Genomic DNA, 22,149 nt, shown 5'->3' on the forward strand with positions numbered 1-22,149 from the left:
AAGTGGTTTCCTGTCCCACCTGCGGGCGGACGAAGATTGATTTAATCGGTCTGGCCAACCAGGTGGAAAATATGGTGACGGAGTTTGACCACCTGAATGTGAAGGTGGCCGTCATGGGCTGCGTGGTCAACGGGCCTGGGGAAGCCAGGGAGGCGGACTTAGGGATTGCCGGCGGCATCGGGGAAGGTCTGCTGATTCGCAAGGGCGAGGTCATCCGCAAGGTGCCGGAGGAGCAGCTTTTGGAGGCGCTGAGGCAGGAACTGATGAAATTATAGAGGAACCGATGGGTTATGGTAATTGAGTGACATCCGTGAGAAAGCACAGATATAACAGGTGAGTATATGGGAAAGATGTTTTTGGATGTATTTCCGGATTTGAAAATCGCGGAAGAGTTCAGGGAGCTTTTAAAACTGGTTGAGGTGGAGCGCGTCTCCACCCCCAGGGATAGAAGCTCTATTCGCGTTTATATTGCCAGTCCCAGACTGATTCACAAGCAGCAGATTGTGGGACTGGAGAGGGGAATCAAGGAGCAGCTGTTCCCGAATAAGAAGGTGTCCATCCGGATTTTTGAGCGATACCAGCTGTCCGGCCAGTATACGCCGGAGAAGCTGCTTCAGGTCTACAAGGACAGCCTTCTCTATGAGTTAAAGAATTACAGTATTATTGAGTACAACATTTTCCGGAAGGCGGAATTTGCCTTTCCCAAGGACTCGGTGATGGAGATATCCATCGAGGACAACGAGGTGATGCGGGAGAAGGCGGGAGAGTTAAAGCGGGTGGTGGAAAAGATTTTCCATGAGCGCTGCGGCCTGCCGGTGGAGATTACATACCGCTATGTGGCGGAGAGCGAGAACAAGCAGTGTAAAATGCGGGAGGCCCAGATTCAGAAGGAACTGGAGGAGAAACTGCGCCACTCCAGGATTTTCGCGGAGGAAGCCGGAAACCATGCGGTGGCGGCCGGCGGGGAAGGCTTTGCGGCGGGAGCCGGTGGAGAGAGCGCCCCGTGGGCGGCAGGAGCCGGAGCAGCCGGTAATGGCGCCGGCGGCCAGGGATCGGCAAATGGAGCCGCGGCAGGCGGCCAGGGCGCGGCCCTTCGGACCGGCGGCAAGGGCAAGAGCGGGGACAATGGTGGCTCCGGCGGCAAATGGGAGCCGAAGAAGGGCTTTCAGAAGGATCGAAAATACTCCTACCAGAAGAAGAGCGACAACCCGGATGTGCTGTACGGCCGTGATTTTGAGGACGAGTTCGTAGATATCAACAGCATTGCCGGCGAGATGGGCGAGATCACCATCCGGGGCAAGGTCATCGCCAAAGACAGCCGTCTGCTGGGAAGCGGCAAGACCATTGTCATCTATGATATGACGGACTTCACGGACACCATCACCGTGAAGATGTTTGCCAAGGATGAGCAGCTGGATGACATTAACGCGGCCGTCCAGATTGGCACATTTTTAAAGCTGAAGGGCATGACCACCATCGACAAATTCGACGGGGAGCTGACCATCGGCTCCGTGGTGGGCCTGAAAAAATGTGAAGATTTCACAGGAAAACGCTCAGACAACAGTCTGAACAAGCGGGTGGAGCTTCACTGCCACACGAAGATGAGCGATATGGACGGGGTGTCCGATGTGAAGGACATTGTGAAGCGGGCCAAGAAGTGGGGCATGCCGGCTCTGGCCATCACGGACCACGGCTGTGTGCAGGCGTTCACGGATGCCAACCACGTGGTGGACAAGGATGATGAGTTCAAGATTATCTACGGGGTGGAGGGCTATCTGGTTGACGATATGAAACAGCTGGTGGACAACTCCCGCAACCAGAACTTTGACGATGCCTATGTGGTATTCGATATCGAGACCACCGGTTTCAGCCCGCTGAACAACCGGATTATCGAGATTGGCGCGGTGAAGGTGGAGCGGGGCGTGATTACGGACAAATTCAGCAGCTTCGTAAATCCTGACGTGCCGATTCCCTTCCGCATCGAACAGCTGACCGGCATCAACGACAACATGGTGCTGACGGCGCCAAAGATTGACAAGGTTCTGCCGGAGTTCCTGGCTTTCTGCGAGGGCGCGTCCCTGGTGGCCCACAACGCCTCCTTCGATGTGAGTTTTATTGCCCGCAACGCGGAGCTTCTGGGTCTGGAATTTGAGCCGACGGTGCTGGACACGGTGACGTTAGCCAGACTGCTTCTGCCACAGCTAAACCGTTATAAGCTGGACACGGTGGCCAAGGCTCTGGGAGTATCCCTGGAAAACCACCACCGGGCGGTGGACGATGCGGGGGCCACGGCGGAGATCTTTGTGTCCTTTTTGAAAATGTTAAAGGAGCGGGATTTGAGCACGCTGGATGAGCTCAATGAGCTGAGCGCCCTGGATGCGGACGGCATCAAGAAGCTGTCCACCTACCACATTATCATCCTGGCGAAGAACGATGTGGGACGGGTGAATCTCTACCGTCTGGTGTCCATGTCCCATCTGGACTACTACGCCAGAAGGCCCAGAATCCCGAAAAGCATGCTGAACAAGTACCGGGAAGGGCTGATTATCGGCTCGGCCTGCGAGGCGGGGGAATTGTTCCAGGCGCTGCTTCGGGGCGGTACCAACGCCGAGATTAACAAGATTGTGAATTTCTATGATTACCTGGAGATTCAGCCGCTTGGCAACAATGAATTTATGCTGCGGGACGAGAAGAGCACGGTGGAGTCCCGCCAGGATTTGATTGATTTGAATAAGCGGATTGTGGAGCTTGGAGAGCAGTTTCACAAGCCGGTCTGCGCCACCTGCGACGTTCATTTTCTGGACCCGGAGGACGAGGTCTACCGCCGGATTATCATGGCCGGCAAGGGCTTCAAGGATTCGGACGACCAGGCGCCCCTCTACCTTCGGACCACGGAGGAGATGCTGGCGGAGTTCCAGTATCTGGGAGCGGACAAGGCGGAGGAGGTGGTGGTCACCAACACCAGAAGGATTGCGGACCAGTGTGAGAGAATCTCTCCCGTGCGGCCGGATAAATGTCCTCCGGTGATTCCGGATTCCGACACTACCCTCCGGAATATCTGCTACAACCGTGCCCACGAGCTCTACGGGGAGGAACTGCCGGAAATCGTGGTGGAGCGGCTGGAGCGTGAGTTAAATTCCATCATCAGCAACGGATTCGCCGTGATGTATATCATCGCCCAGAAGCTGGTGTGGAAGTCCAATGAGGACGGCTATCTGGTTGGTTCCAGAGGTTCGGTGGGCTCCTCCTTTGTGGCTACCATGTCCGGTATCACCGAGGTAAACCCGCTGAGTCCCCATTACTACTGTGCCAAATGTCATTACTCCGACTTTGACTCGGAGGACGTGAAGAAATTCTCCGGTATGTCCGGCTGTGATATGCCGGATAAGCTGTGTCCGGTCTGCGGGGAGCCGCTTATGAAGGACGGGCACGATATCCCCTTTGAGACCTTCCTGGGCTTCAAGGGAGACAAGGAGCCGGATATCGACTTGAACTTCTCCGGTGAGTACCAGAGTAAGGCCCACGACTACACGGAGGTTATCTTTGGAAAAGGACAGACCTACCGGGCGGGCACCATCGGTACGCTGGCGGACAAGACGGCTTACGGCTATGTGAAGAATTACTATGAGGAGCGGGGAGACCGGAAGCGCAACTGTGAGATTAACCGGATTGTCCAGGGCTGTGTGGGGGTTCGAAGAACCACGGGCCAGCATCCGGGCGGTATCATCGTTCTGCCCCACGGGCAGGACATCAACTCCTTCACCCCCATTCAGCATCCGGCCAATGATATGACCACCAGCACGGTGACGACCCACTTTGATTACCACTCCATTGACCACAACCTGCTGAAACTGGATATACTGGGACACGATGATCCCACCATGATACGTATGCTTCAGGATTTAATCGGGTTTGACCCGGTAAAGGACATTCCTCTGGACTGTAAGGAGGTCATGTCCCTGTTCCAGAACACGTCAGCCCTCAAAATCTCGCCGTCAGACATCGGCGGATGTGAGCTTGGCGCCCTGGGAATCCCGGAGTTTGGTACCGACTTTGCCATGCAGATGTTAATTGACGCCCAGCCGAAATATTTTTCGGATCTGGTGCGTATCTCCGGTCTGTCCCACGGCACGGATGTGTGGCTTGGCAACGCCAAGGATTTGATTCTCAGCGGCCAGGCAACCATTCAGACTGCCATCTGCTGTCGTGACGATATCATGGTGTATCTGATTCAAAAAGGTCTGGAAGAGGGTCTGGCGTTTACCATCATGGAGTCCGTCCGTAAGGGCAAGGGCTTAAAGCCGGAATGGATCGAGGAAATGCTGTCCCACGATGTGCCGGAGTGGTATATTGAGTCCTGTAAAAAGATTAAATACATGTTCCCGAAGGCCCACGCGGCGGCCTACGTTATGATGGCATGGCGGATTGCCTACTGTAAGGTGTTTTATCCGCTGGCCTACTACGCGGCATTTTTCAGTATCCGCGCCAGCGGCTTCAGCTATGAATTAATGTGCCAGGGCAGGGATAAACTGGAGTATTATCTGGCAGACTATAAGAAACGCCAGGATACATTGTCAAAGAAGGAACAGGATACGCTGAGGGATATGAGGATTGTCCAGGAAATGTATGCAAGAGGGTTCGATTTTGTCCCCATCGATTTGTTTAAGGCCAAGGCCCGGCATTTTCAGATTGTGGGAGAGAAGCTGATGCCATCGCTCAGCAGTATTGACGGTCTCGGCGAGAAGGCGGCGGACATGATTGTGGACGCGGTGACCGACGGGCCTTTCCTGTCGAGAGAGGATTTCCGCAACCGGACCAAGGTCAGCAAGACCACCTGCGATTTGATGGGAGACATGGGCATTTTGGGAAGTCTTCCGGAGTCCAACCAGCTGTCCCTGTTTGACCTGTAAAAATGGGCATTTCCAGGGGCAAAACTGTGCAAAATTACCAGTAAAAACGGCTTATTTCACCGACAAATCTTGATAAATTATGCAGAATATGATAAAATTAAAATCTACTGAGGATTCTCAGACAAAAAAGGAGGAAATAATCATGAAAAAAAGATTTATGGCATTGATGATGGCGGCAGCTATGACGGCCACCCTGACAGCCTGCGGCGGCGGTTCTTCCACACCGGAGACCACAGCGGCTGGAACAGAGACCACAGCGGCGGAGACGAAGGGCGAGGAGACTACCACAGCGGCAGCTTCCGGAGATTCTGCCAGCGGATATGAACTGGCTCTTGTGACAGACCTTGGAACCATTGATGACAAGTCATTCAACCAGGGAGCATGGGAAGGACTGAAGAAGTATGCGGAAGAGAACAGCATTACTTACAAGTACTACCAGCCACAGGAAGGTACCACAGATTCCTACTTAGAGACAATCGGACTTGCCATCGAGGGCGGCGCGAAGTTAGTCGTATGTCCTGGTTTCCTGTTTGAGGAGCCAATTTACTTAGCTCAGGACCAGTATCCGGATGTACATTTTATCCTGTTAGACGGCGAGCCACACAGCGGTGACTACGCAGAGTACAAGACCAATGACAATGTAATGCCTATCCTGTTCAAGGAAGACGAGGCTGGTTTCCTGGCCGGTTATGCGGCAGTGAAGGACGGCTACACAAAGCTGGGCTTCATGGGCGGTATGGCGGTTCCGGCGGTTATCCGTTACGGCTACGGCTTTGCTGAGGGCGCAGATGTGGCAGCAGCAGAGATGGGAATCGACGGTGTGGAAGTGATGTACAACTACACAGGCGCATTTGAGGCAACACCGGAGGCACAGTCTATGGCAGCTTCCTGGTACCAGAACGGAACCGAAGTAATCTTCGGCTGTGGCGGTGCGGTAGGAAACTCCGTAATGGCAGCAGCTCAGGAGAAGAACGCAAAAGTAATCGGTGTTGACGTTGACCAGAGTTTTGAGTCTGAGACCGTTATCACATCTGCTATGAAGCAGCTGTCCAACTCCGTATACGATGGAATCAAAGCCTTCTATGATGGCTCTTTCCCAGGCGGCAAGACAAGCGTCTTCACAGCAGCCAACGCAGGTGTAGGTCTTCCGATGGAGACATCCAAGTTTGAGACTTTCACGGCAGCTGATTACGATGCGATTTATAAGAAACTGGTAGATGGCGAGATTGCATTGACTGAACCGTCTCAGGACAATAACAACCCAACTGTTGACTTGAAATTAGAGAAGACAACGATTAACTTTGTAGAGTAATTTATATTCTATGAACAGGAGGGGTGCTTGGATAAGCACCCCTCATCCTATTTAAATTCAGGAAGACAAGGAGGACTTGATGGATTACATTATTGAGATGCTTCACATCACAAAAAGGTTTCCGGGTATCATTGCCAACGATGATATCACACTTCAATTGAAAAAAGGAGAGATTCACGCACTGCTCGGTGAGAACGGCGCGGGGAAATCCACACTGATGAGTGTCCTCTTTGGACTTTACCAGCCGGAGGAAGGCGTCATCAAGGTAAAGGGCCAGGAAGTGAAGATTAAGGGTCCCCTGGATGCCAATGCACTTGGAATTGGTATGGTACACCAGCATTTCAAGCTGGTACACAATTTTACGGTATTGCAGAATATCGTGCTGGGCATGGAGACGGTAAAAGGCGGTCTCTTAAAGATGGACGATGCCCGCAAAAAAGTTATGGATTTAAGTGAGAGATACAATCTGTTCATTGACCCGGATGCGCTGATTTCCGATATCACGGTGGGAATGCAGCAGAGGGTGGAGATATTGAAGATGCTCTACCGGGATAATGAGATTATGATTTTTGATGAGCCGACGGCGGTGTTGACTCCCCAGGAGATTGACGAGCTGATGCAGATTATGAAAAATCTGACGGCGGAAGGGAAATCCATTCTCTTCATCACCCATAAATTGAACGAAATCAAGGCGGCAGCCGACCGGTGCTCGGTGCTGCGCCGTGGTAAATATATAGGAACCATCAATGTGGCGGAGACCTCGAAGGAGGAGATGTCCGAGATGATGGTAGGACGAAAAGTCAACTTAACCATCGAGAAGAAGGAAGCCCAGCCGAAGGAAGTGGTGCTGGAGGTAGATGGTCTTTCGGTGGAGTCCAGGCAGGAGGGCCACACCAAGAAGCTGGTCAACGATGTCAGCTTCCAGGTGCGTAAGGGCGAGATTGTCTGCATTGCCGGTATTGACGGCAATGGGCAGACGGAGTTGGTGCAGGCCATCACCGGGCTGGAGCATATGAACCAGGGGACCGTGAAGATAAACGGGGAGGATGTGACAAAGCGCTCCATCCGTTATAAGAACACCCACGGTCTGTCCCACATTCCGGAGGACCGGCACAAACACGGGCTGGTGCTGGATTACAATCTGGCCTACAACCTGGTGCTTCAGCAGTATTTTGAGAAGGATTTTCAGCATGGCGGTTTCCTGAAGAATACGGAAATCTATGACTACGCCAACCAGCTGATTGAGAATTACGATATCCGAAGCGGCGAGGGCGCCGACACGGTGGTGCGGAGTATGTCCGGCGGCAACCAGCAGAAGGCCATTGTGGCCCGTGAGATTTCCAGGAATCCTGATATTCTGCTGGCGGTACAGCCTACCCGCGGTCTGGACGTGGGCGCCATCGAATACATTCACAAGGAACTGGTGAAGCAGAGGGATGCGGGAGCGGCGATTCTCTTGGTGTCCTTAGAGCTTGACGAGGTTATGAATTTAAGTGACAGAATCCTTGTGATGTTCGAGGGCTCCATTGTGGCGGAGCTTGACCCGAAACATGTTACGGTACAGGAACTTGGTCTCTACATGGCAGGTTCCAAGAAAGAAGGTGGCGCAGATGAAAAATAAAAAGAAGCGAAGCTATGTGGGAATCCTTTCTTCCATATTTGCCATTGTCATCGGCCTTCTGGTGGGGCTTGTGGTGCTGTTCCTCTGTAATCCCTCCCAGGCGCTGCCGGGATTCGGGACGATTCTGACAGGGGCGCTGACCCACGGCATGAAGGGAATCGGGCAGGTGTTCTACTACGCCACGCCGATTATTCTCACCGGTCTCTCCGTAGGATTTGCATTTAAGACGGGGCTGTTCAATATCGGTACGCCGGGCCAGTTCCTGGTGGGCGGTTTTGGAGCCGTGTACGTGGGTATTCTCTGGACCAACCTGGGGAGAGGGCAGTGGGTGGCAGCTCTGATAGCCAGCATTATCTTCGGAGCAGTCTGGGGACTGGTTCCAGGTCTTTTGAAGGCTTATTTTAATGTAAATGAAGTTATTTCTTCGATTATGATGAACTACATCGGCCTGTATCTGGTTAACTGGATTGTGAAGAGCTACAAACCGCTGTTTAACAATCTGCGAAACGAGTCCAAGAACGTGGCGGCCAACGCGGTGATTCCCAAGATGGGAATGGATAAGCTGTTCCCTGGTTCCAGTGTCAACGGGGGAATCATTATCGCCATCATTGTGGTGATTATCATCTATATTGTGCTGAATAAAACGACCTTCGGTTTTGAGTTAAAGGCGGTTGGATTTAACCAGGACGCCAGCAAGTATGCGGGTATTAATGAAAAGCAGAGCATTATCAAGTCCATGATGATTGCAGGCGCTATTGCCGGTCTGGCAGGGGGACTTTTGTATCTGGCGGGTACCGGAAAACATATTGAGGTGAAGGATGTGCTTGGCTCGGAAGGATTTACCGGTATTTCCGTAGCGCTGCTGGGACTCAGCCATCCGATTGGTGTGCTGTTCTCTGGCATTTTCATCGCGTATCTGACGGCGGGCGGGTTCTATCTCCAGCTGTTTGAGTTTTCCACGGAGATTATTGATATTATCGTGGCGGTGATTATCTACTTCAGTGCGTTTGCGCTGATTGTGAAGTCCATGATTGGGAAATTCCAGAAAAAGAAAGATGGGGGGAATGAGACATGAGTGTAATCTACTTTATTTTCCAGCAGACATTGTTGTTTACCATCCCTCTGTTGATTGTGGCTCTGGGCGGCATGTTCTCGGAGCGGAGCGGCGTTGTCAATATTGCTCTGGAGGGCATCATGACTATGGGAGCGTTTACCGGGGTCCTGTTTTTAAATATGACCGGCGGGAAGATGTCGGGGCAGTTCCAACTGATTCTGGCCATTTTGATTGCCATGGCCACCGGCGGCGTGTTTGCGCTGTTCCATGCCTATGCGGCCATTAACATGAAGGCGGACCAGGTTATCAGCGGTACCGCGCTGAATATGTTTGCACCGGCCTTCGCCATCTTTGTGGCCCGTGTGATTCAGGGAGTGCAGCAGATTCAGTTTACCAATACCTTCCGGTTTGAGTCGGTGCCGGTTCTTGGAAAGATTCCGGTGATTGGGCCGATGCTGTTTCAGAATGCCTATATTACCACCTATATCGGAATTGCCATCCTGGTGATTTCGGCGGTGGTGCTCTATAAGACCAGGTTTGGACTCAGACTCCGCTCCTGTGGCGAGCATCCCCAGGCGGCTGACGCGGCGGGTATCAATGTGTACCGGATGCAGTATGCAGGCGTGGTGATTTCCGGGGCGCTGGCGGGGCTTGGAGGGCTGGTGTTTGTGGTTCCCACCTCCACCAACTTTAATGCCACGGTGTCCGGGTATGGATTCTTAGCATTGGCGGTATTGATCTTTGGGCAGTGGAAGCCGGTGAAGATTCTGTACGCGTCCCTGTTCTTCGGATTGATGAAGGCGGTGGCGTCTGCGTACTCTGGCATTCCGTTCCTGGCAGGGCTGGGGATACCAAGTTATTTCTATAAAATGGTGCCGTATATCGCGACACTGGTGGTGTTGATATTCACGTCAAAGAATTCCCAGGCGCCCAGGGCGTCGGGTGTGCCTTATGATAAGGGGCAGAGATAGAAATATCATAGAATTCGTGTAACAGAGACATTTAAGAAAGAGATACCCATGTAGAATTCAGGCTTTTCCAATGCCTTGAATTGATACAGAGGTATCTCTTTTTTATGGAAACTCTACAGGGTTTTGCTTTTCAGAGGAGCCATTGTATGCTATGATATTCCTGAAATGTTAGGTAGGAACATCAAGTATCGAATGGCTTTGAGGAGGACAAATCAGCAGGCTGCGGTGCCGGATCAAACTGATATCCGATACCCCATACAGTTTTGATATGTAACGGCTGGGCCGGCTGTTCCTCTATTTTGTTGCGCAGACGCCGGATATATACCATAATCGTATTATCATCAATAAACCGGTCATTCCAGATCTGGTGGTAGAGCTGCTCCTTGGTAAACACCTGGCCGGGATGCTCTGCAAAAAAACGGAAGAGAGCGAATTCTCTGGCAGTGAGCGGTAACAGTTCTCCGTTTTTGAAAGCTTGCATGGTATTCAGAGACAGCAGAAACTCACCGGATTTTATTTCAGAGGCCGGTGCGGTATTATAAACGCTGCTGCGGCGTACGATGGCTTTAATTTTCGATATCAGGATTGCCGCACTGAACGGCTTTGTCAAATAGTCATCAGCGCCCAGTCCCAGTCCCAGAACCTTGTGGTATTCTTCCCCCCTGCCGCTTAAAATCATGACAGGGGTCAGGATTTTGCGGGTTCGCAGAGAAGACAGAAACTCAAACCCATCCATGTCAGGCAGACCAAGGTCTAACAGAATTAAATCGTAGGCGGCAGAGGCCAGCGCCGTATCTGCCTCTGAGGCAGAGCCGCAGCAAGTCACCTGGATGTTCTCACGCTCTAAAATGGCGCGGACGGAGCGTTGAATTGCTTTTTCATCATCTATCAGTAAAATATGCAGCAATAACATGACAACCTCTCTTATCTGTATCAATTTATAATGTCTGAACCGTTACCGATTTATAACCAGTATATCGAAAAGAGAGGGAGAATGCAAGACAGAAAGAGGGAAGTATGGGAAAGAAAAGACAGGCGGCCAGGATGACAGTCTGGCTATTTGTGGGAACCGCCTTTTTGCTGGTTTTCTTTTTTTTCATCTATGATTATTTCCAGGAATCCTTAATGAAACAGGAAAAGGACAAGATTATCCTGCTGGCGGAAACCGCTTCAGGCAGCCTGGAGACCTATTTTGAGGATAAGCAGAGAATCCTTGACTATTATTTTGATGTGGGGAGCCTGCCCCTTAAGGCGCAGTCAGAAAAGGAAAGGCATGAACTGCTAAGGACGATGGCAGAACGGTTTCTGGAACGGCAGGAGGCGTATCTCACCGATCTTTTTTATGTTACGGCAAAAGAGGCGGAGCAGGGGGGGATGGATTTTATCTTCCAAAGCCAGGAAAGAAAAAACCTGGTGATGGGGCGGATCATGGAGCAGGAAAAGACAAAAGTCGCGGGCTGGGTGCTGAAGGATGGAGGATATAAGATCTATTTACTGAAACCGATTATAACTGAGGATACGGCTGAAGGATATATGGTGGCAGGAATTGATTTAAATGTTGTCTATCAGGAGGTTTTGGAGCCGGTACAGCTGGGCGCGCGCGGATACTGCAATCTGAAGGACTCAAGTGGCTTTATTCTGATGCATCCGACAGCAGGAGAAATCGGAGTAGATTCGGTGAAAGGGCGGATTGAGAAGAATCCTGAACTAGATGCTGCCGGGATTGACCGGCTGGTGTCAAACCAGTTGTCTGGGAAGTCCGGCTGTGATATTGTAAATTCCTACTGGTGGGAGGAAGAGGAGGAAAACAAAGTCCAGGTAAAGAAGATGATTGCCTATACGCCAGCCTGGATTGACGGTGAAAACTTTCCTGTCAGCCTGATCGTCTCCTATGATGAACTATGGGAGCCGGTAAAAAGGCTGGTGTTTTATCTGATGGGAGCCGGTACAATGATTCTCCTGCTTACAGGAACTGCCATTTTCCGGATTGGCAGAGAAAGTAAGCAGATGGCCCTGTTAAAAACAGAGCTTGAGTATGAGAGGGAACTGAGGCAGGCCAGAGAGGAACTGGAGAGACACCAGGAAAAGACACAGCAGTATGACCGCCTTCAAACTATGGGAGTACTGACCGGTACCATTGCCCATGAGTTTAATAATCTGATGACTCCTGTTATGCTGTACTGTGACCTGTTAAGTGATGACCGGGGAAGGAGTGACCTGGATTTTAAGGAGGACCTGGAGGAAATCAGAACTTCAGCAGAACGGTGTAAAGAACTGGCCGGGCAGCTTTTGAGCTTTGGACGGCAGGAGAGGGAGGCGTACAGAAGTACATGCTATGATGCGGTTTCCGCAGCCAGAAGCAGTTTGAAAATGGTGCGCAGGCTGCTGCCTGAAAATATAATTCTGGTGGAGGAAGTGGAAAACGGGCCGGTATTTTTATTCGGGAACGGAGGAGCGTTGAATCAGATTATCCTGAACCTCTGTACCAATGCGTTTTATGCCATGAAGGAGGAGAAGAAGGGTACGCTGACGGTCCGCTTTTTTGTGGAGGAGTCCGCAGGAGTTTCCTATGCCGTCCTGGTGGTATCGGATACTGGATGTGGGATTCCGAAAGAAGAGCTTCCTCATATTTATGATACCTTTTATACAACGAAACCAGAGGGGGAGGGAACGGGACTGGGGCTTAGTGTCGTACAGCGCCTGACCGGGAAACATGGAGGTAAGATTCAGGTGGAAAGTGAACCGGGGAAGGGGACAAGTTTTTGCCTTGTCTTCCCTGTTTATAGTAAACCGGTGGAGATGCTTGAAGAGGATCACCTGAATGAATGGATCCGGAGTCCGAAATCCGTTATTCTCGTGGATGACCGCAGGGAGGTAACGCGCGCGATGGAAAAAGGGCTCCAGAATCTTGGCTGGGAGGTGAAAGGATACACCTGGGCTCCTGCCGCCTATGAAGCAATGAAACAGTGTGAGTTCCAATTTGATATTCTGCTGACAGATGCCAGCATGCCGGAGCTGGACGGACTGGAACTGTGCCGTCTGGTAAAAAGTAAAAACCCTGTGCTGATGAAAATTATGATGACCGGATATACCGACCAGGAGCTGGAAAAGGCAATGGAAGAAGGAATTGTGGATGCCGTTTTGACAAAGCCGGTATCAATTGCCGATTTGATCAGAACGCTATACCGGACCGCGCAGAAAGATCTGCCGGAAGGTACGGTGATCTAGCCAATTCTGACATAATATTAAGAATTCAGTCAGGAGATAGAAAGTTCTTTCCTGTATAATAATATTGTTAAAATAATAACAGTTACTATAGAAACAGGAGGAGAACATGAGGAAAACAGTAGCGGCTTTGCTGAGTGCGGCTATGGTAATTTCTCTGGCAGCGTGCGGCAGCCAGGAGACAGCCAAGAGCCAGACCGAAACAGAGACAGTGACGGCGACAGAACAAAAAGAAACAGAAGCAGGTTCACAGGAAAACAAGGAGGGAGGCTTTACACCTGGCACCTATGAGGGGACGGCTAAGGGCTTTGGAGGAGAGATTAAAGCCAAGGTGGTGCTTTCTGCCGACAAGATCGAGTCCATTGAGGTGACAGGAGACAGTGAAACGGATGGGATCGGAACGATTGCTTTGGAAAATCTGCCGGAAGTGATGATGGAAAATCAGACCCCTTATGTAGATGCGGTGTCCAGCGCAACAGTGACCAGTAATGCGGTAATACAGGCAGTGGCATCAGCCCTGGAAAGCGCCGGAGCGGATCTGGATGCCTTAAAGAGTAAAAAAGGATCGGAGAATGCCGTTGCTAAAACAGAGGAAACGGTAGATACAGACCTGATTATTGTAGGAGCAGGGGGAGCCGGTATGACGGCTGCGATTACGGCCAGGCAGGAAGGCCTTGAGGTGGTATTAGTGGAAAAGATGCCTATGGTGGGCGGAAATACCTTAAAAGCTACCGGAGGCATGAATGCAGCTGAAACATCGGTACAGAAGAAGCTGGGAATTGAAGATTCTGTAGAAACCTTTGTGGAGGATACCATGAAGGGCGGCTATGAGAAGAACAACAGGGAACTGGTAACCGTGATGGCGGAAAAATCCGGAGAAGCAATCGACTGGCTTGATTCGATCGGAGCTCCTCTTCCTGAGGTTTCCTTCTCCGGCGGTGCAACCAATAAGCGGATTCACAGACCAGAGGGCGGCGCCGGAGTAGGTGCTTATCTGGTGAATGCATTTAAAGAAAATGTGGACCAGCTGGGCATTCCGGTTTACCTGGATACGAAGGCGACGGAGCTGATCGTGGAGAACGGGGCAGTGACCGGTGTGAAGGCTGAGGGAAAGGATAAGCTGTATACCTTCCGCGGAAAGGCAGTGATTCTTGCTACAGGAGGATTTGGAGCGAATGAAGAGATCTATGCCAAGTACAGACCGGACTTAAAGGGTTATGTTACCACCAATACACCAGGAGCCACAGGGGACGGAATCGTAATGGCAGAGACTGCAGGCGCCAATCTGGTGGACATTGACCAGATCCAGACCCACCCAACAGTAGAGCAGAGCACCAGCATCATGATTACCGAATCTGTGCGTGGCGGCGGCGCAATTCTTGTAAATAAATCCGGAAAACGGTTTACCAATGAAATGCAGACCCGTGATGTAGTATCCAAGGCGATTGTAGATCAGGAGGACAGCTACAGCTATATCATTTTTGACCAGAATCTGAGAGACAATCTGAGCGCCATCGAAAAGTACGTGGAGAATAATATTGTTGTACAGGCGGATACGATAGAAGGGCTGGCAGAGCAGATCCAGGTGGACCCTGCTGTCTTAAGCCAGACCCTGGAAGATTGGAATACAGCGGTTGCCAATAAAAAAGATGGGGAATTTAACCGTGAGACCGGTATGGATGCCGATCTTACAAAGGCGCCTTACTATGCAATTAAAGTTGCCCCAGGCGTGCATCACACGATGGGCGGAGTGGAGATCAACACCAGCGCCCAGGTAATCAACACAGAAGGAAAGGTAATTCCCGGATTGTTTGCAGCCGGTGAGGTTACCGGAGGGGTACACGGCGGAAACAGAATCGGCGGAAATGCAGTGGCGGATATCGTGGTATTTGGCCGTATTGCCGGAAATTCAGCAGTGGAGTATTGTAAATAATAAATTGCAGATAACAATTAGCAGATAATAATTAGAAAACCGGACCGGCAGGCAATCGACCTGTTTGTCCGGTTTTTGTGATGTGTGACTGACATGGCACTCATCTGGCTTGCGGACCGAAACTTGATCAGGCGATTAGGCGGGCAAGGATCTGTGCATAAATAAATAGAATTGAGAAAAAATATAACGATGGCTATTGACATTGGTAGAGTCGTAGTCTATAATTAAAATACCTACCAGGGGTATGTTAAGGACGAAAAAGGAATATAGCAAGAGAATATGGAAAAAGGAGTGACCAGTTATGACGACGGAGATTTATCATATAGAAGGAATGTCATGCGCGGCCTGCAGCAGTGCGGTGGAGCGGGTGACAAGGAAACTGGATGGGGTGGAGCAAAGCGATGTGAATTTGACCACTAACCGGATGACTATCACCTATGATGAGGCAAAGGTAAATCAGGGGATGATAGAGGATAAAGTGAAGCGGGCGGGTTTTGCGGCTTCGCTGATCCATGAAGATGAGGAAGGAAAGAAGCAGGAGGAAGCGGAGGCGGTCCATCAGGAGGAGCTGCTTCACGTGGCGAAGAGGCGGTTAATTGTGGCGGTCTGCTTTGCGGTGCCGCTGCTCTACATTTCCATGGGGCATATGCTGCCGTTTACGCTGCCATTGCCGGCATTTCTGGATATGAACCGGAATCCGCTGAACTTTTCTATCGCGCAGCTGGTTTTGACGGTGCCGGTGCTGATCAGCGGGCAGAAGTTTTATCTGGTGGGCATCCGGGCGCTGTTTAAGGGGAATCCCAACATGGACTCCCTGGTAGCCATCGGAACGGGCAGTGCGTTCCTGTACAGTCTGTTTATGACATTTACGGTTTCATCCAATCCGATGAATGCCCACCATTTGTATTATGAGTCGGCGGCTGTGGTTGTGACGCTGGTGATGCTGGGCAAATATATGGAGAGTCGCAGCAAAGGCAAGACTTCCGAGGCGATCCGGAAATTAATGGAGCTGGCGCCGGATACGGCGGTGCTGTATGAAAACGGCACAGAGCGGGAAGTAGAGACGGCTTCAGTCCGCAAGGGCCAGCATCTGCTGATCAAGCCGGGAAGCCGGATTCCGCTGGACGGTATTGTGGTGAGTGGAACCAGCAGCGTGGATGAGTCCATGCTGACAGGAGAGAGTATTCCTGTGGAGAAACAGGCCGGTGATACGCTGATTGGCGGCAGTATGAACTACAATGGCGCCATGGAACTGGAAGTGACCAAGATCGGAGCGGAGACGACGCTGTCGAAGATTATCAAGCTGATTGAGGACGCCCAGGGCAAGAAGGCGCCCATCTCCAAACTGGCAGACCGGGTGGCGGGAATCTTTGTTCCCACGGTTATGGTGATTGCGCTTGTGGCAGCTCTGTTGTGGTGGATTTTTGGCGGCAAGGAGCTTTCATTTGTACTGACGATCTTTGTGGCGGTACTGGTTATTGCCTGTCCCTGTGCTCTGGGTCTGGCAACACCGACGGCGATCATGGTGGGAACCGGAGTCGGGGCCAGCCATGGCATTCTGATTAAGAGCGGCGAGGCACTGGAGCTGTCCCACAAGGTGAATGCCATTGTCCTGGATAAGACTGGGACGATTACGGAGGGGAAACCGACGGTGACGGACGTGGTGACGGTGGATGCCGAGTATACGGAGGACCAGCTGCTTCATCTGGCGGGAAGCTGCGAGCAGATGTCGGAGCATCCGCTTGGGGAGGCCATCGTGGAGGCGGCCAGGAAGAAGCCGGAGGATTTAAAGCGGCCGGAAGCATTTTCCAGTATTACGGGTGCCGGGATAGAGGCGGAACTGGATGGGCGGAAGATTGCCATCGGGAACCAGAAGCTGCTGGATGAGAAGAAGGTAAGTATCGGTGATGTTATAAAAAACCGGGCGTTATCATTTGCTAACCAGGGGAAGACGCCTATGTATGTGGTGGTGGACGGTGTGCTGAAGGGAATGATCTGTGTGGCGGATACTATCAAGGAGACCAGTGTGGCGGCGGTGGACCAGATGAAGAGTCTGGGGATTGAGGTCTATATGCTGACTGGGGATAACCGTCAGACGGCGGAATATATCGGACGGCAGGCCCATATTGACCAGGTGATTGCGGAAGTTCTGCCGGAAGATAAAGCCAACGTCGTTTCCCGGTTGCAGAATGAGGGAAAAACGGTTATGATGGTAGGAGATGGAATCAACGATGCTCCGGCCCTGGTCCAGGCGGATGTGGGAACGGCCATCGGCTCCGGCAGTGATATCGCGTTGGAGTCGGGAGATATTGTGCTGATGAAATCCGATTTGCAGGATGTGTACCGGGCGGTGAAACTCTCCAAGGCTACCATCCGCAATATTAAACAAAATCTGTTCTGGGCGTTCTTCTATAATTCCTTGGGGATTCCGGTGGCGGCGGGGCTGTTGTACCTGTTTGGCGGACCGCTGTTAAACCCGATGATTGCCGGATTTGCCATGTCGCTCAGTTCAGTCTGTGTGGTGAGCAATGCGCTCAGATTGAAGGCGATACGCCTGTAAGGAGGAAACGTTACTATGGCAGAGGAAATTACAAGAGAAGAAGACATGTTACAGGAAGATGATGTTCTGGTGATGCAGGAGGAGAGAGGCTGTTGCTGCAGCCAGCGGGAGAAGAAGCGGACCGGCAAGGAGGAGCGGGATTTGATGAACCGCTTAAGCCGGATTGAAGGGCAGATACGGGGAATTAAGTCCATGGTGGAGGACGACCGCTACTGCGTGGACATTCTGACCCAGGTATCGGCGGTGCAGGCGGCATTAAACAGCTTTAACAAGATGCTGCTCTCCAATCATATCAAGACCTGTGTGGTGGAGGATATTGAGAGAGGCAATACGGAAGTGGTGGATGAGTTGTGCAGAACGATTCAGAAGCTGATGAAGTAGGGGAATAGAGCGGCAGTGGAATTTTAAAAACATTCGTTGGATAAGATTAGGAGGAATGATCATGACAACATTTAAATGTGAGGAAATGATGTGCAATCACTGTGTATCACGGATTGATACGGCGCTGAATGAGGCGAAGCTGGATCACAAGATTGATTTGGATGCGAAGACGGTGACCATTGAAGGGTGTGAGAACTGCGCGGCGAAGGCGGCGGAGATTCTGGATGACCTTGGCTTCACGCCGGTGGCCATGTAGGGAAATTCTCTTGCAAAGCGCCCCTTGAAGGCGGATATCCAGGGGCGCTTTGCGGGAAACTTTTTTCAGGGCAGAAAATTACATTATTGTTGAAATTTTAGTTGACAATTTACACAATTCATATTATACTATCTAAGGTATCGAGGCGTGGCTCAGTTTGGTAGAGCGCTGCGTTCGGGACGCAGAGGCCGCAAGTTCGAATCTTGTCGCCTCGATTTCAAAAAATGGCAGTGTCCGTTTTTTGATTCGAGCATACTATGGTGTTCATGGCCTATTGGTCAAGCGGTCAAGACGCCGCCCTCTCACGGCGGAAACCCGAGTTCGATTCTCGGATAGGTCAGTCAATGCTTTGGATAACATGTCCAGGGCATTTTTTAAAGGATGCTTCTGTAGCGCAGCTGGTAGCGCGCCGCATTCGTAATGCGTAGGTCGCCGGTTCGAATCCGGCCAGGAGCTTTTTGATACGACAGGAAGAAGAACCCTTGCAGGTAACTGCGAGGGTTCTTTTGCGTTGGGGGCGGCCGCGTCAGCTCTCAGTTCCGACAATGCAGTCCGCAGGCAGTTTGTCGGTCCGCAGGCCCTTGAATACGGGCTGGCGCATACTTCCGTTTGACAGGTATTCCATGAACTTTACCGTGCATACGTGGAAGGGGGCAATCCAGATGGCTGTCTCGTTGCCGGAGGGGAGAGTGGCAAAACCGGGGGCTTCCACCTGGGGCGTCTCCCGGATTCTGCGAAAGGAGTCACCGTCGATGCCCATTGTCACATGTCCCCGGTACACCAGCTCCCCTTCGCGATACTGGCCCAGCACCAGGCTGATGATATTATTTTCCTTATAAATATATCCGCACACGACAAAATCGTCGTCCTTTAAATTCTTTATCTTTATCCAGTCCTTTGTCCGCTTCCCCGGAATGTAAATGCTGTCCTTCCGCTTTGCCACAATCCCTTCCAGATTCTGTGACTCTGCAATCCGGTACAAATCCGTGCCCCGCTGCTCCACATAGCGGGAGATGGCCATTCGGTCGGTTTCCTCCGTGATGCAGGATTCCAGCATCTTCTTGCGCTCCACCAGCGGGAGAAGGGTGATATCCCTATCGTCCATGAAAATGATATCAAAGGCAATAAAGGAAGCCGGATACTGCCTGGAGGCCAGCTCGATTTTAAAACGGTTGGACATCAGGCTCCGCCGCTGGATTTCGTGAAAATCCGGTTTTCCGTCCTTCAGTATCATCAGTTCCCCGTCCAAAATACAGGTCCGGTTTACCTGACGGTGAAGGCCGGAAAGCTCCGGCACCTTCAAGAGCATTTTGTCATTCCGCTTGTTTCGAAGTTCTGTGCCGTTCTCCGGGTCCAGGTAGGCGATACAGCGCTCCCCGTCCCACTTGGTCTCAAACAGATAGCCGGAATCATCGAAAGGCGGGCCGTCGGCGCCGATTAACATGGGGTGGACATTCTTTCCGTCAAATAGATTCATGCGGTTTCCGCCTTGTTTGGAGCGTGTGGAGTCCCGGGCGGAGTATCCGGTTTCTGCTCCATCTGCTTTAAGGAAGCCTGAAGGGCATCCATCAGATTGATAATGTTGTCAGGCTGCTCTGCCGGTGCCTGGACAATATCCTGGCCGTTTATTTTGGCCTCGATGATTTCCCGCAGCCGTTTCTGATATTCGTCGTGGTAGAGGGATGGCTCAAAGGGTTTATCCATGGAGCCTATCAGCATTTTCGCCATGTCAAGTTCCGGTTGGTTTAATTCCTGGTGGACGGCTTCCTTGGGAATCTCCTTCACCTCATCGGCAAAAAACAAAGTTTCCACAAGAATTCCCTTCTCCGTGGGAACGAGACAGAGCAGCTTTTCGCTCTGCCCCATGACGGTCTTGGCGATGGCCACTTTTTTCTCCTCCAGCATAGCCCGCCGCAGGAGCTCGTAAGCCTTGTCGCCGCCGGCCTCCACCACCGCGTGGTAGGTCTTGTCAAAGTAGATGGGCCGGATGTTGGCGATATCCGTAAAATGCAGGATCTGGATGGTTTTATCCTTCTCCGTCTTGGCCTTCTCAAAGTCCGCGTCCGTCATGGTCACATATTCCCCTGGCGCGAATTCAAATCCCTTTACAATATCCTGGGAGCCAACCTCTTTTCCACAGTTGGCACATACTTTTTTATATTTGACTCTGGAACCGTCCTCCTTGCACAGCTGGTTAAAATGAATGTCGTTGTCCTGGGTGGCCGTGTGAAGGGCGACCGGGATGTGGACCAGACCGAAGCTGATGGCTCCTTTGTGAGCTGCTGGCATATGCATTACCTCCAAATGTTTTTATTAGTATGTAACAACCGGGATAAAAATAATCGGAGGGTGCATGGTTTCCTGGTTTGGGACTCAGTTATCACAGGCCTTCAGGAAGAGTCTCAACAATTCCAGCGCATACTTGCGTTTATGTTCACTGCAGGAACCCAGCATATCCAAAACCGTCTGCTGTTCCAGCTGCATTTGTGGTGTCTGTTCCTGAATTTCATCGCCGGGGCCAAACAGCAGGTAATCCACCGATACATTTAAGGTCCAGGACAAACTGATCAGGGTCTCCACGGACATACCGCAGGAACCCCGCTCAATATCCTGACAAAATTTGTAGGCACGTCCCACTTTTTCTGCTAACTCCTCCTGTGTCAGGCCCAGAAGGATTCTTCTTTTTCTGATTCGCTCTCCAACTGCGAGACGGTCATAGTATTCCATAGTAACATTCCTCTCTTTATGCTTTTGTAGGTACATATATAATCTTTTTATTATCTGATGTTTGTTGAAAATTATGACACCTGTTCTAAACGTAATTACAACACCGGTTTAAAACGAAAAAAGTTATTGCAAAAAATTGGAAAAGGAGTTATTATCTATAATAAGATGATGGAAGACCATGTGGTAAAAATTCAGAAAATGACTTCCACTCGGAAAGGAGCAATTATGAGAATGAAAAAAATCGCAGCAGTAATGCTGGCAGCCGCGCTTTCCTGCGGCGGAGCCATGAGTTCTATGGCTGCAACATGGGTTCAGACGGGGGTAGTAGACTGGAAGTATCAGAAGGACGATGGAAGTTTTATGACGGACAGCTGGTTACTGCACACGGATGGAAAATGGTACTATCTGGGAGCGGACGGCATGATGAAGAAGGGCTGGTTCCAGGATAAGGACCAGAAATGGTACTTCTTAGATTCCAACGGAGCCATGCAGACCGGACTGATCAATGTAGACGGAAAGGTTTACTGGATGGAGTCCAACGGCGAGCTGTTTATCGGTGATAAACTGCTTCCAAGCGGATTGACCTTCAACTTTGGTGTGAATGGATGTACCAACGGTTCTCCGTATACCAGCAATAAGTTTTATGGCAATGGAAATTCTGCAACGGTGAAAAATGTAGTCAGCGGCGGAAGCAGCGGTGGCAGCACCACCAGCAACGTCAGAATTCCTGAGGCTGCAAAGACAGAGATTAACAGCGTGACCACAGATGTGAACAGCTCTCTGACTTCCCTGAAGGATGCCGGAGTTGTGACAAATGTGACAGTAGGCGAGATGAAGACTATCAGCAGTACAAAAGCAGTTGTAGATGTGAAAGCATCCGTGAAAGCCAACATAACAGAGGATGATGTGGCTGAAGTAAAAGATGCTGTCGCTGATTCCGTAAATGCGATTAAAGACAGTGCGGACCCAGATAAAGAGATGACCTTCAAGGTAGGAAATATCTCAAAGGGTTATAAGCCGGAAGATTTAGACAGCGGAAAACTGGACAGTCTTCTTGCGAACTGGGTGAGCGTAGATAAGCTGAATGAGAACAAGAGCACCACAGGTTCTATCACCGTGGTAATTGACGGTGTGACTGTAACCTACAATATTTCTATCTAATACAGGAAGCAAATAAGCGGGGCGGCCGCATCTGTGTG

Annotated in this window: 16 protein-coding genes and 3 tRNA genes; 15 read left to right on the forward strand and 4 right to left on the reverse strand. The window is 51.0% G+C overall.

The window, feature by feature from the left end; translation table 11 throughout:
* The 6 genes from HMPREF9473_RS28155 to HMPREF9473_RS11680 all read left to right on the forward strand — a co-directional run.
* Positions 1 to 275 (forward strand): flavodoxin-dependent (E)-4-hydroxy-3-methylbut-2-enyl-diphosphate synthase (locus tag HMPREF9473_RS28155; RefSeq protein ID WP_034858328.1); only part of this gene is annotated, 275 nt, incomplete at its 5' end.
* A gap of 66 nt (positions 276 to 341) precedes the next feature.
* Positions 342 to 4,910, forward strand: coding sequence for a PolC-type DNA polymerase III (locus HMPREF9473_RS11660; RefSeq protein WP_006780313.1), 4,569 nt, complete (start codon positions 342 to 344; stop codon positions 4,908 to 4,910).
* Positions 4,911 to 5,052: 142 nt separating this feature from the next.
* The gene (locus HMPREF9473_RS11665) at positions 5,053 to 6,222 is read left to right on the forward strand and encodes a BMP family lipoprotein (protein WP_006780314.1); all 1,170 of its coding nucleotides are present in this window, start codon (positions 5,053 to 5,055) and stop codon (positions 6,220 to 6,222) included.
* Between the two features lie 76 nt (positions 6,223 to 6,298).
* Positions 6,299 to 7,843: an ABC transporter ATP-binding protein gene (locus HMPREF9473_RS11670; RefSeq protein ID WP_034858330.1), complete on the forward strand. Its 1,545-nt coding sequence runs from the start codon at positions 6,299 to 6,301 to the stop codon at positions 7,841 to 7,843.
* Positions 7,833 to 8,918 carry an ABC transporter permease gene (locus HMPREF9473_RS11675; RefSeq protein WP_006780316.1) on the forward strand — a complete coding sequence of 362 codons (1,086 nt, stop codon included), beginning with the start codon at positions 7,833 to 7,835 and terminating at the stop codon, positions 8,916 to 8,918. Before HMPREF9473_RS11670 ends, HMPREF9473_RS11675 begins: the two co-directional genes overlap by 11 nt.
* Entirely contained in the window at positions 8,915 to 9,868 is a 954-nt protein-coding gene (locus HMPREF9473_RS11680) for an ABC transporter permease (protein ID WP_006780317.1), read from the forward strand. The genes HMPREF9473_RS11675 and HMPREF9473_RS11680 overlap by 4 nt, the downstream gene beginning before the upstream one ends.
* 181 nt (positions 9,869 to 10,049) lie before the next feature.
* On the opposite strand, the gene HMPREF9473_RS11685 is transcribed toward HMPREF9473_RS11680, so the two are convergent.
* The gene (locus tag HMPREF9473_RS11685; RefSeq protein ID WP_006780318.1) at positions 10,050 to 10,781 is read right to left on the reverse strand and encodes a response regulator transcription factor; all 732 of its coding nucleotides are present in this window, start codon (positions 10,779 to 10,781) and stop codon (positions 10,050 to 10,052) included.
* Positions 10,782 to 10,885: 104 nt separating this feature from the next.
* Between HMPREF9473_RS11685 and HMPREF9473_RS11690 the strand changes: the two genes are divergently transcribed.
* The 8 genes from HMPREF9473_RS11690 to HMPREF9473_RS11725 all read left to right on the forward strand — a co-directional run bounded on the left by HMPREF9473_RS11690 (position 10,886) and on the right by HMPREF9473_RS11725 (position 18,679).
* On the forward strand, positions 10,886 to 13,096 hold the full coding sequence (locus HMPREF9473_RS11690) for an ATP-binding protein (protein ID WP_006780319.1): 2,211 nt from the start codon (positions 10,886 to 10,888) through the stop codon (positions 13,094 to 13,096).
* Between the two features lie 106 nt (positions 13,097 to 13,202).
* Entirely contained in the window at positions 13,203 to 15,026 is a 1,824-nt protein-coding gene (locus HMPREF9473_RS11695) for a flavocytochrome c (RefSeq protein WP_006780320.1), read from the forward strand.
* Between the two features lie 301 nt (positions 15,027 to 15,327).
* Positions 15,328 to 17,586, forward strand: coding sequence for a heavy metal translocating P-type ATPase (locus HMPREF9473_RS11700; protein WP_006780321.1), 2,259 nt, complete (start codon positions 15,328 to 15,330; stop codon positions 17,584 to 17,586).
* Between the two features lie 72 nt (positions 17,587 to 17,658).
* A complete protein-coding gene (locus HMPREF9473_RS11705; protein ID WP_034859217.1) occupies positions 17,659 to 17,967 on the forward strand; it encodes a metal-sensing transcriptional repressor in 309 nt (102 codons plus the stop codon).
* A 61-nt stretch (positions 17,968 to 18,028) separates the two neighbouring features.
* Positions 18,029 to 18,223 carry a heavy-metal-associated domain-containing protein gene (locus HMPREF9473_RS11710; RefSeq protein WP_006780323.1) on the forward strand — a complete coding sequence of 65 codons (195 nt, stop codon included), beginning with the start codon at positions 18,029 to 18,031 and terminating at the stop codon, positions 18,221 to 18,223.
* A 141-nt stretch (positions 18,224 to 18,364) separates the two neighbouring features.
* A tRNA-Pro gene (locus HMPREF9473_RS11715) sits at positions 18,365 to 18,438 on the forward strand.
* Between the two features lie 53 nt (positions 18,439 to 18,491).
* Positions 18,492 to 18,563 (forward strand) — tRNA-Glu (locus HMPREF9473_RS11720).
* 43 nt (positions 18,564 to 18,606) lie between these two features.
* Positions 18,607 to 18,679, forward strand: a tRNA-Thr gene (locus tag HMPREF9473_RS11725).
* A 70-nt stretch (positions 18,680 to 18,749) separates the two neighbouring features.
* Here HMPREF9473_RS11725 and HMPREF9473_RS11730 read toward each other — a convergent pair.
* The 3 genes from HMPREF9473_RS11730 to HMPREF9473_RS11740 all read right to left on the reverse strand — a co-directional run bounded on the left by HMPREF9473_RS11730 (position 18,750) and on the right by HMPREF9473_RS11740 (position 20,950).
* Positions 18,750 to 19,700, reverse strand: coding sequence for an RNA ligase family protein (locus HMPREF9473_RS11730; protein ID WP_006780324.1), 951 nt, complete (start codon positions 19,698 to 19,700; stop codon positions 18,750 to 18,752).
* Positions 19,697 to 20,512, reverse strand: coding sequence for a Ku protein (locus tag HMPREF9473_RS11735; protein ID WP_006780325.1), 816 nt, complete (start codon positions 20,510 to 20,512; stop codon positions 19,697 to 19,699). Before HMPREF9473_RS11735 ends, HMPREF9473_RS11730 begins: the two co-directional genes overlap by 4 nt.
* Positions 20,513 to 20,596: 84 nt before the next feature.
* Positions 20,597 to 20,950 carry a helix-turn-helix domain-containing protein gene (locus HMPREF9473_RS11740; RefSeq protein ID WP_006780326.1) on the reverse strand — a complete coding sequence of 118 codons (354 nt, stop codon included), beginning with the start codon at positions 20,948 to 20,950 and terminating at the stop codon, positions 20,597 to 20,599.
* Between the two features lie 225 nt (positions 20,951 to 21,175).
* Here HMPREF9473_RS11740 and HMPREF9473_RS11745 point away from each other — a divergent pair, with 225 nt between their 5' ends.
* A complete protein-coding gene (locus HMPREF9473_RS11745; RefSeq protein ID WP_006780327.1) occupies positions 21,176 to 22,111 on the forward strand; it encodes a hypothetical protein in 936 nt (311 codons plus the stop codon).
* Positions 22,112 to 22,149 lie beyond the last annotated feature (38 nt).

The sequence above is a fragment of the Hungatella hathewayi WAL-18680 genome (assembly GCF_000235505.1).
GTDB classification, from domain to species: Bacteria; Bacillota; Clostridia; order Lachnospirales; family Lachnospiraceae; genus Hungatella_A; species Hungatella_A hathewayi_A.

Coding starts and splice junctions, on each gene's coding strand:
- HMPREF9473_RS11660 (WP_006780313.1), top strand. CDS start 342: ATGGGAAAGATGTTTTTGGATGTATTTCCGGATTTGAAAATCGCGGAA.
- HMPREF9473_RS11665 (WP_006780314.1), top strand. CDS start 5,053: ATGAAAAAAAGATTTATGGCATTGATGATGGCGGCAGCTATGACGGCC.
- HMPREF9473_RS11675 (WP_006780316.1), top strand. CDS start 7,833: ATGAAAAATAAAAAGAAGCGAAGCTATGTGGGAATCCTTTCTTCCATA.
- HMPREF9473_RS11680 (WP_006780317.1), top strand. CDS start 8,915: ATGAGTGTAATCTACTTTATTTTCCAGCAGACATTGTTGTTTACCATC.
- HMPREF9473_RS11685 (WP_006780318.1), bottom strand. CDS start 10,781: ATGTTATTGCTGCATATTTTACTGATAGATGATGAAAAAGCAATTCAA.
- HMPREF9473_RS11690 (WP_006780319.1), top strand. CDS start 10,886: ATGGGAAAGAAAAGACAGGCGGCCAGGATGACAGTCTGGCTATTTGTG.
- HMPREF9473_RS11695 (WP_006780320.1), top strand. CDS start 13,203: ATGAGGAAAACAGTAGCGGCTTTGCTGAGTGCGGCTATGGTAATTTCT.
- HMPREF9473_RS11700 (WP_006780321.1), top strand. CDS start 15,328: ATGACGACGGAGATTTATCATATAGAAGGAATGTCATGCGCGGCCTGC.
- HMPREF9473_RS11705 (WP_034859217.1), top strand. CDS start 17,659: ATGCAGGAGGAGAGAGGCTGTTGCTGCAGCCAGCGGGAGAAGAAGCGG.
- HMPREF9473_RS11710 (WP_006780323.1), top strand. CDS start 18,029: ATGACAACATTTAAATGTGAGGAAATGATGTGCAATCACTGTGTATCA.
- HMPREF9473_RS11730 (WP_006780324.1), bottom strand. CDS start 19,700: ATGAATCTATTTGACGGAAAGAATGTCCACCCCATGTTAATCGGCGCC.
- HMPREF9473_RS11735 (WP_006780325.1), bottom strand. CDS start 20,512: ATGCCAGCAGCTCACAAAGGAGCCATCAGCTTCGGTCTGGTCCACATC.
- HMPREF9473_RS11740 (WP_006780326.1), bottom strand. CDS start 20,950: ATGGAATACTATGACCGTCTCGCAGTTGGAGAGCGAATCAGAAAAAGA.
- HMPREF9473_RS11745 (WP_006780327.1), top strand. CDS start 21,176: ATGAGAATGAAAAAAATCGCAGCAGTAATGCTGGCAGCCGCGCTTTCC.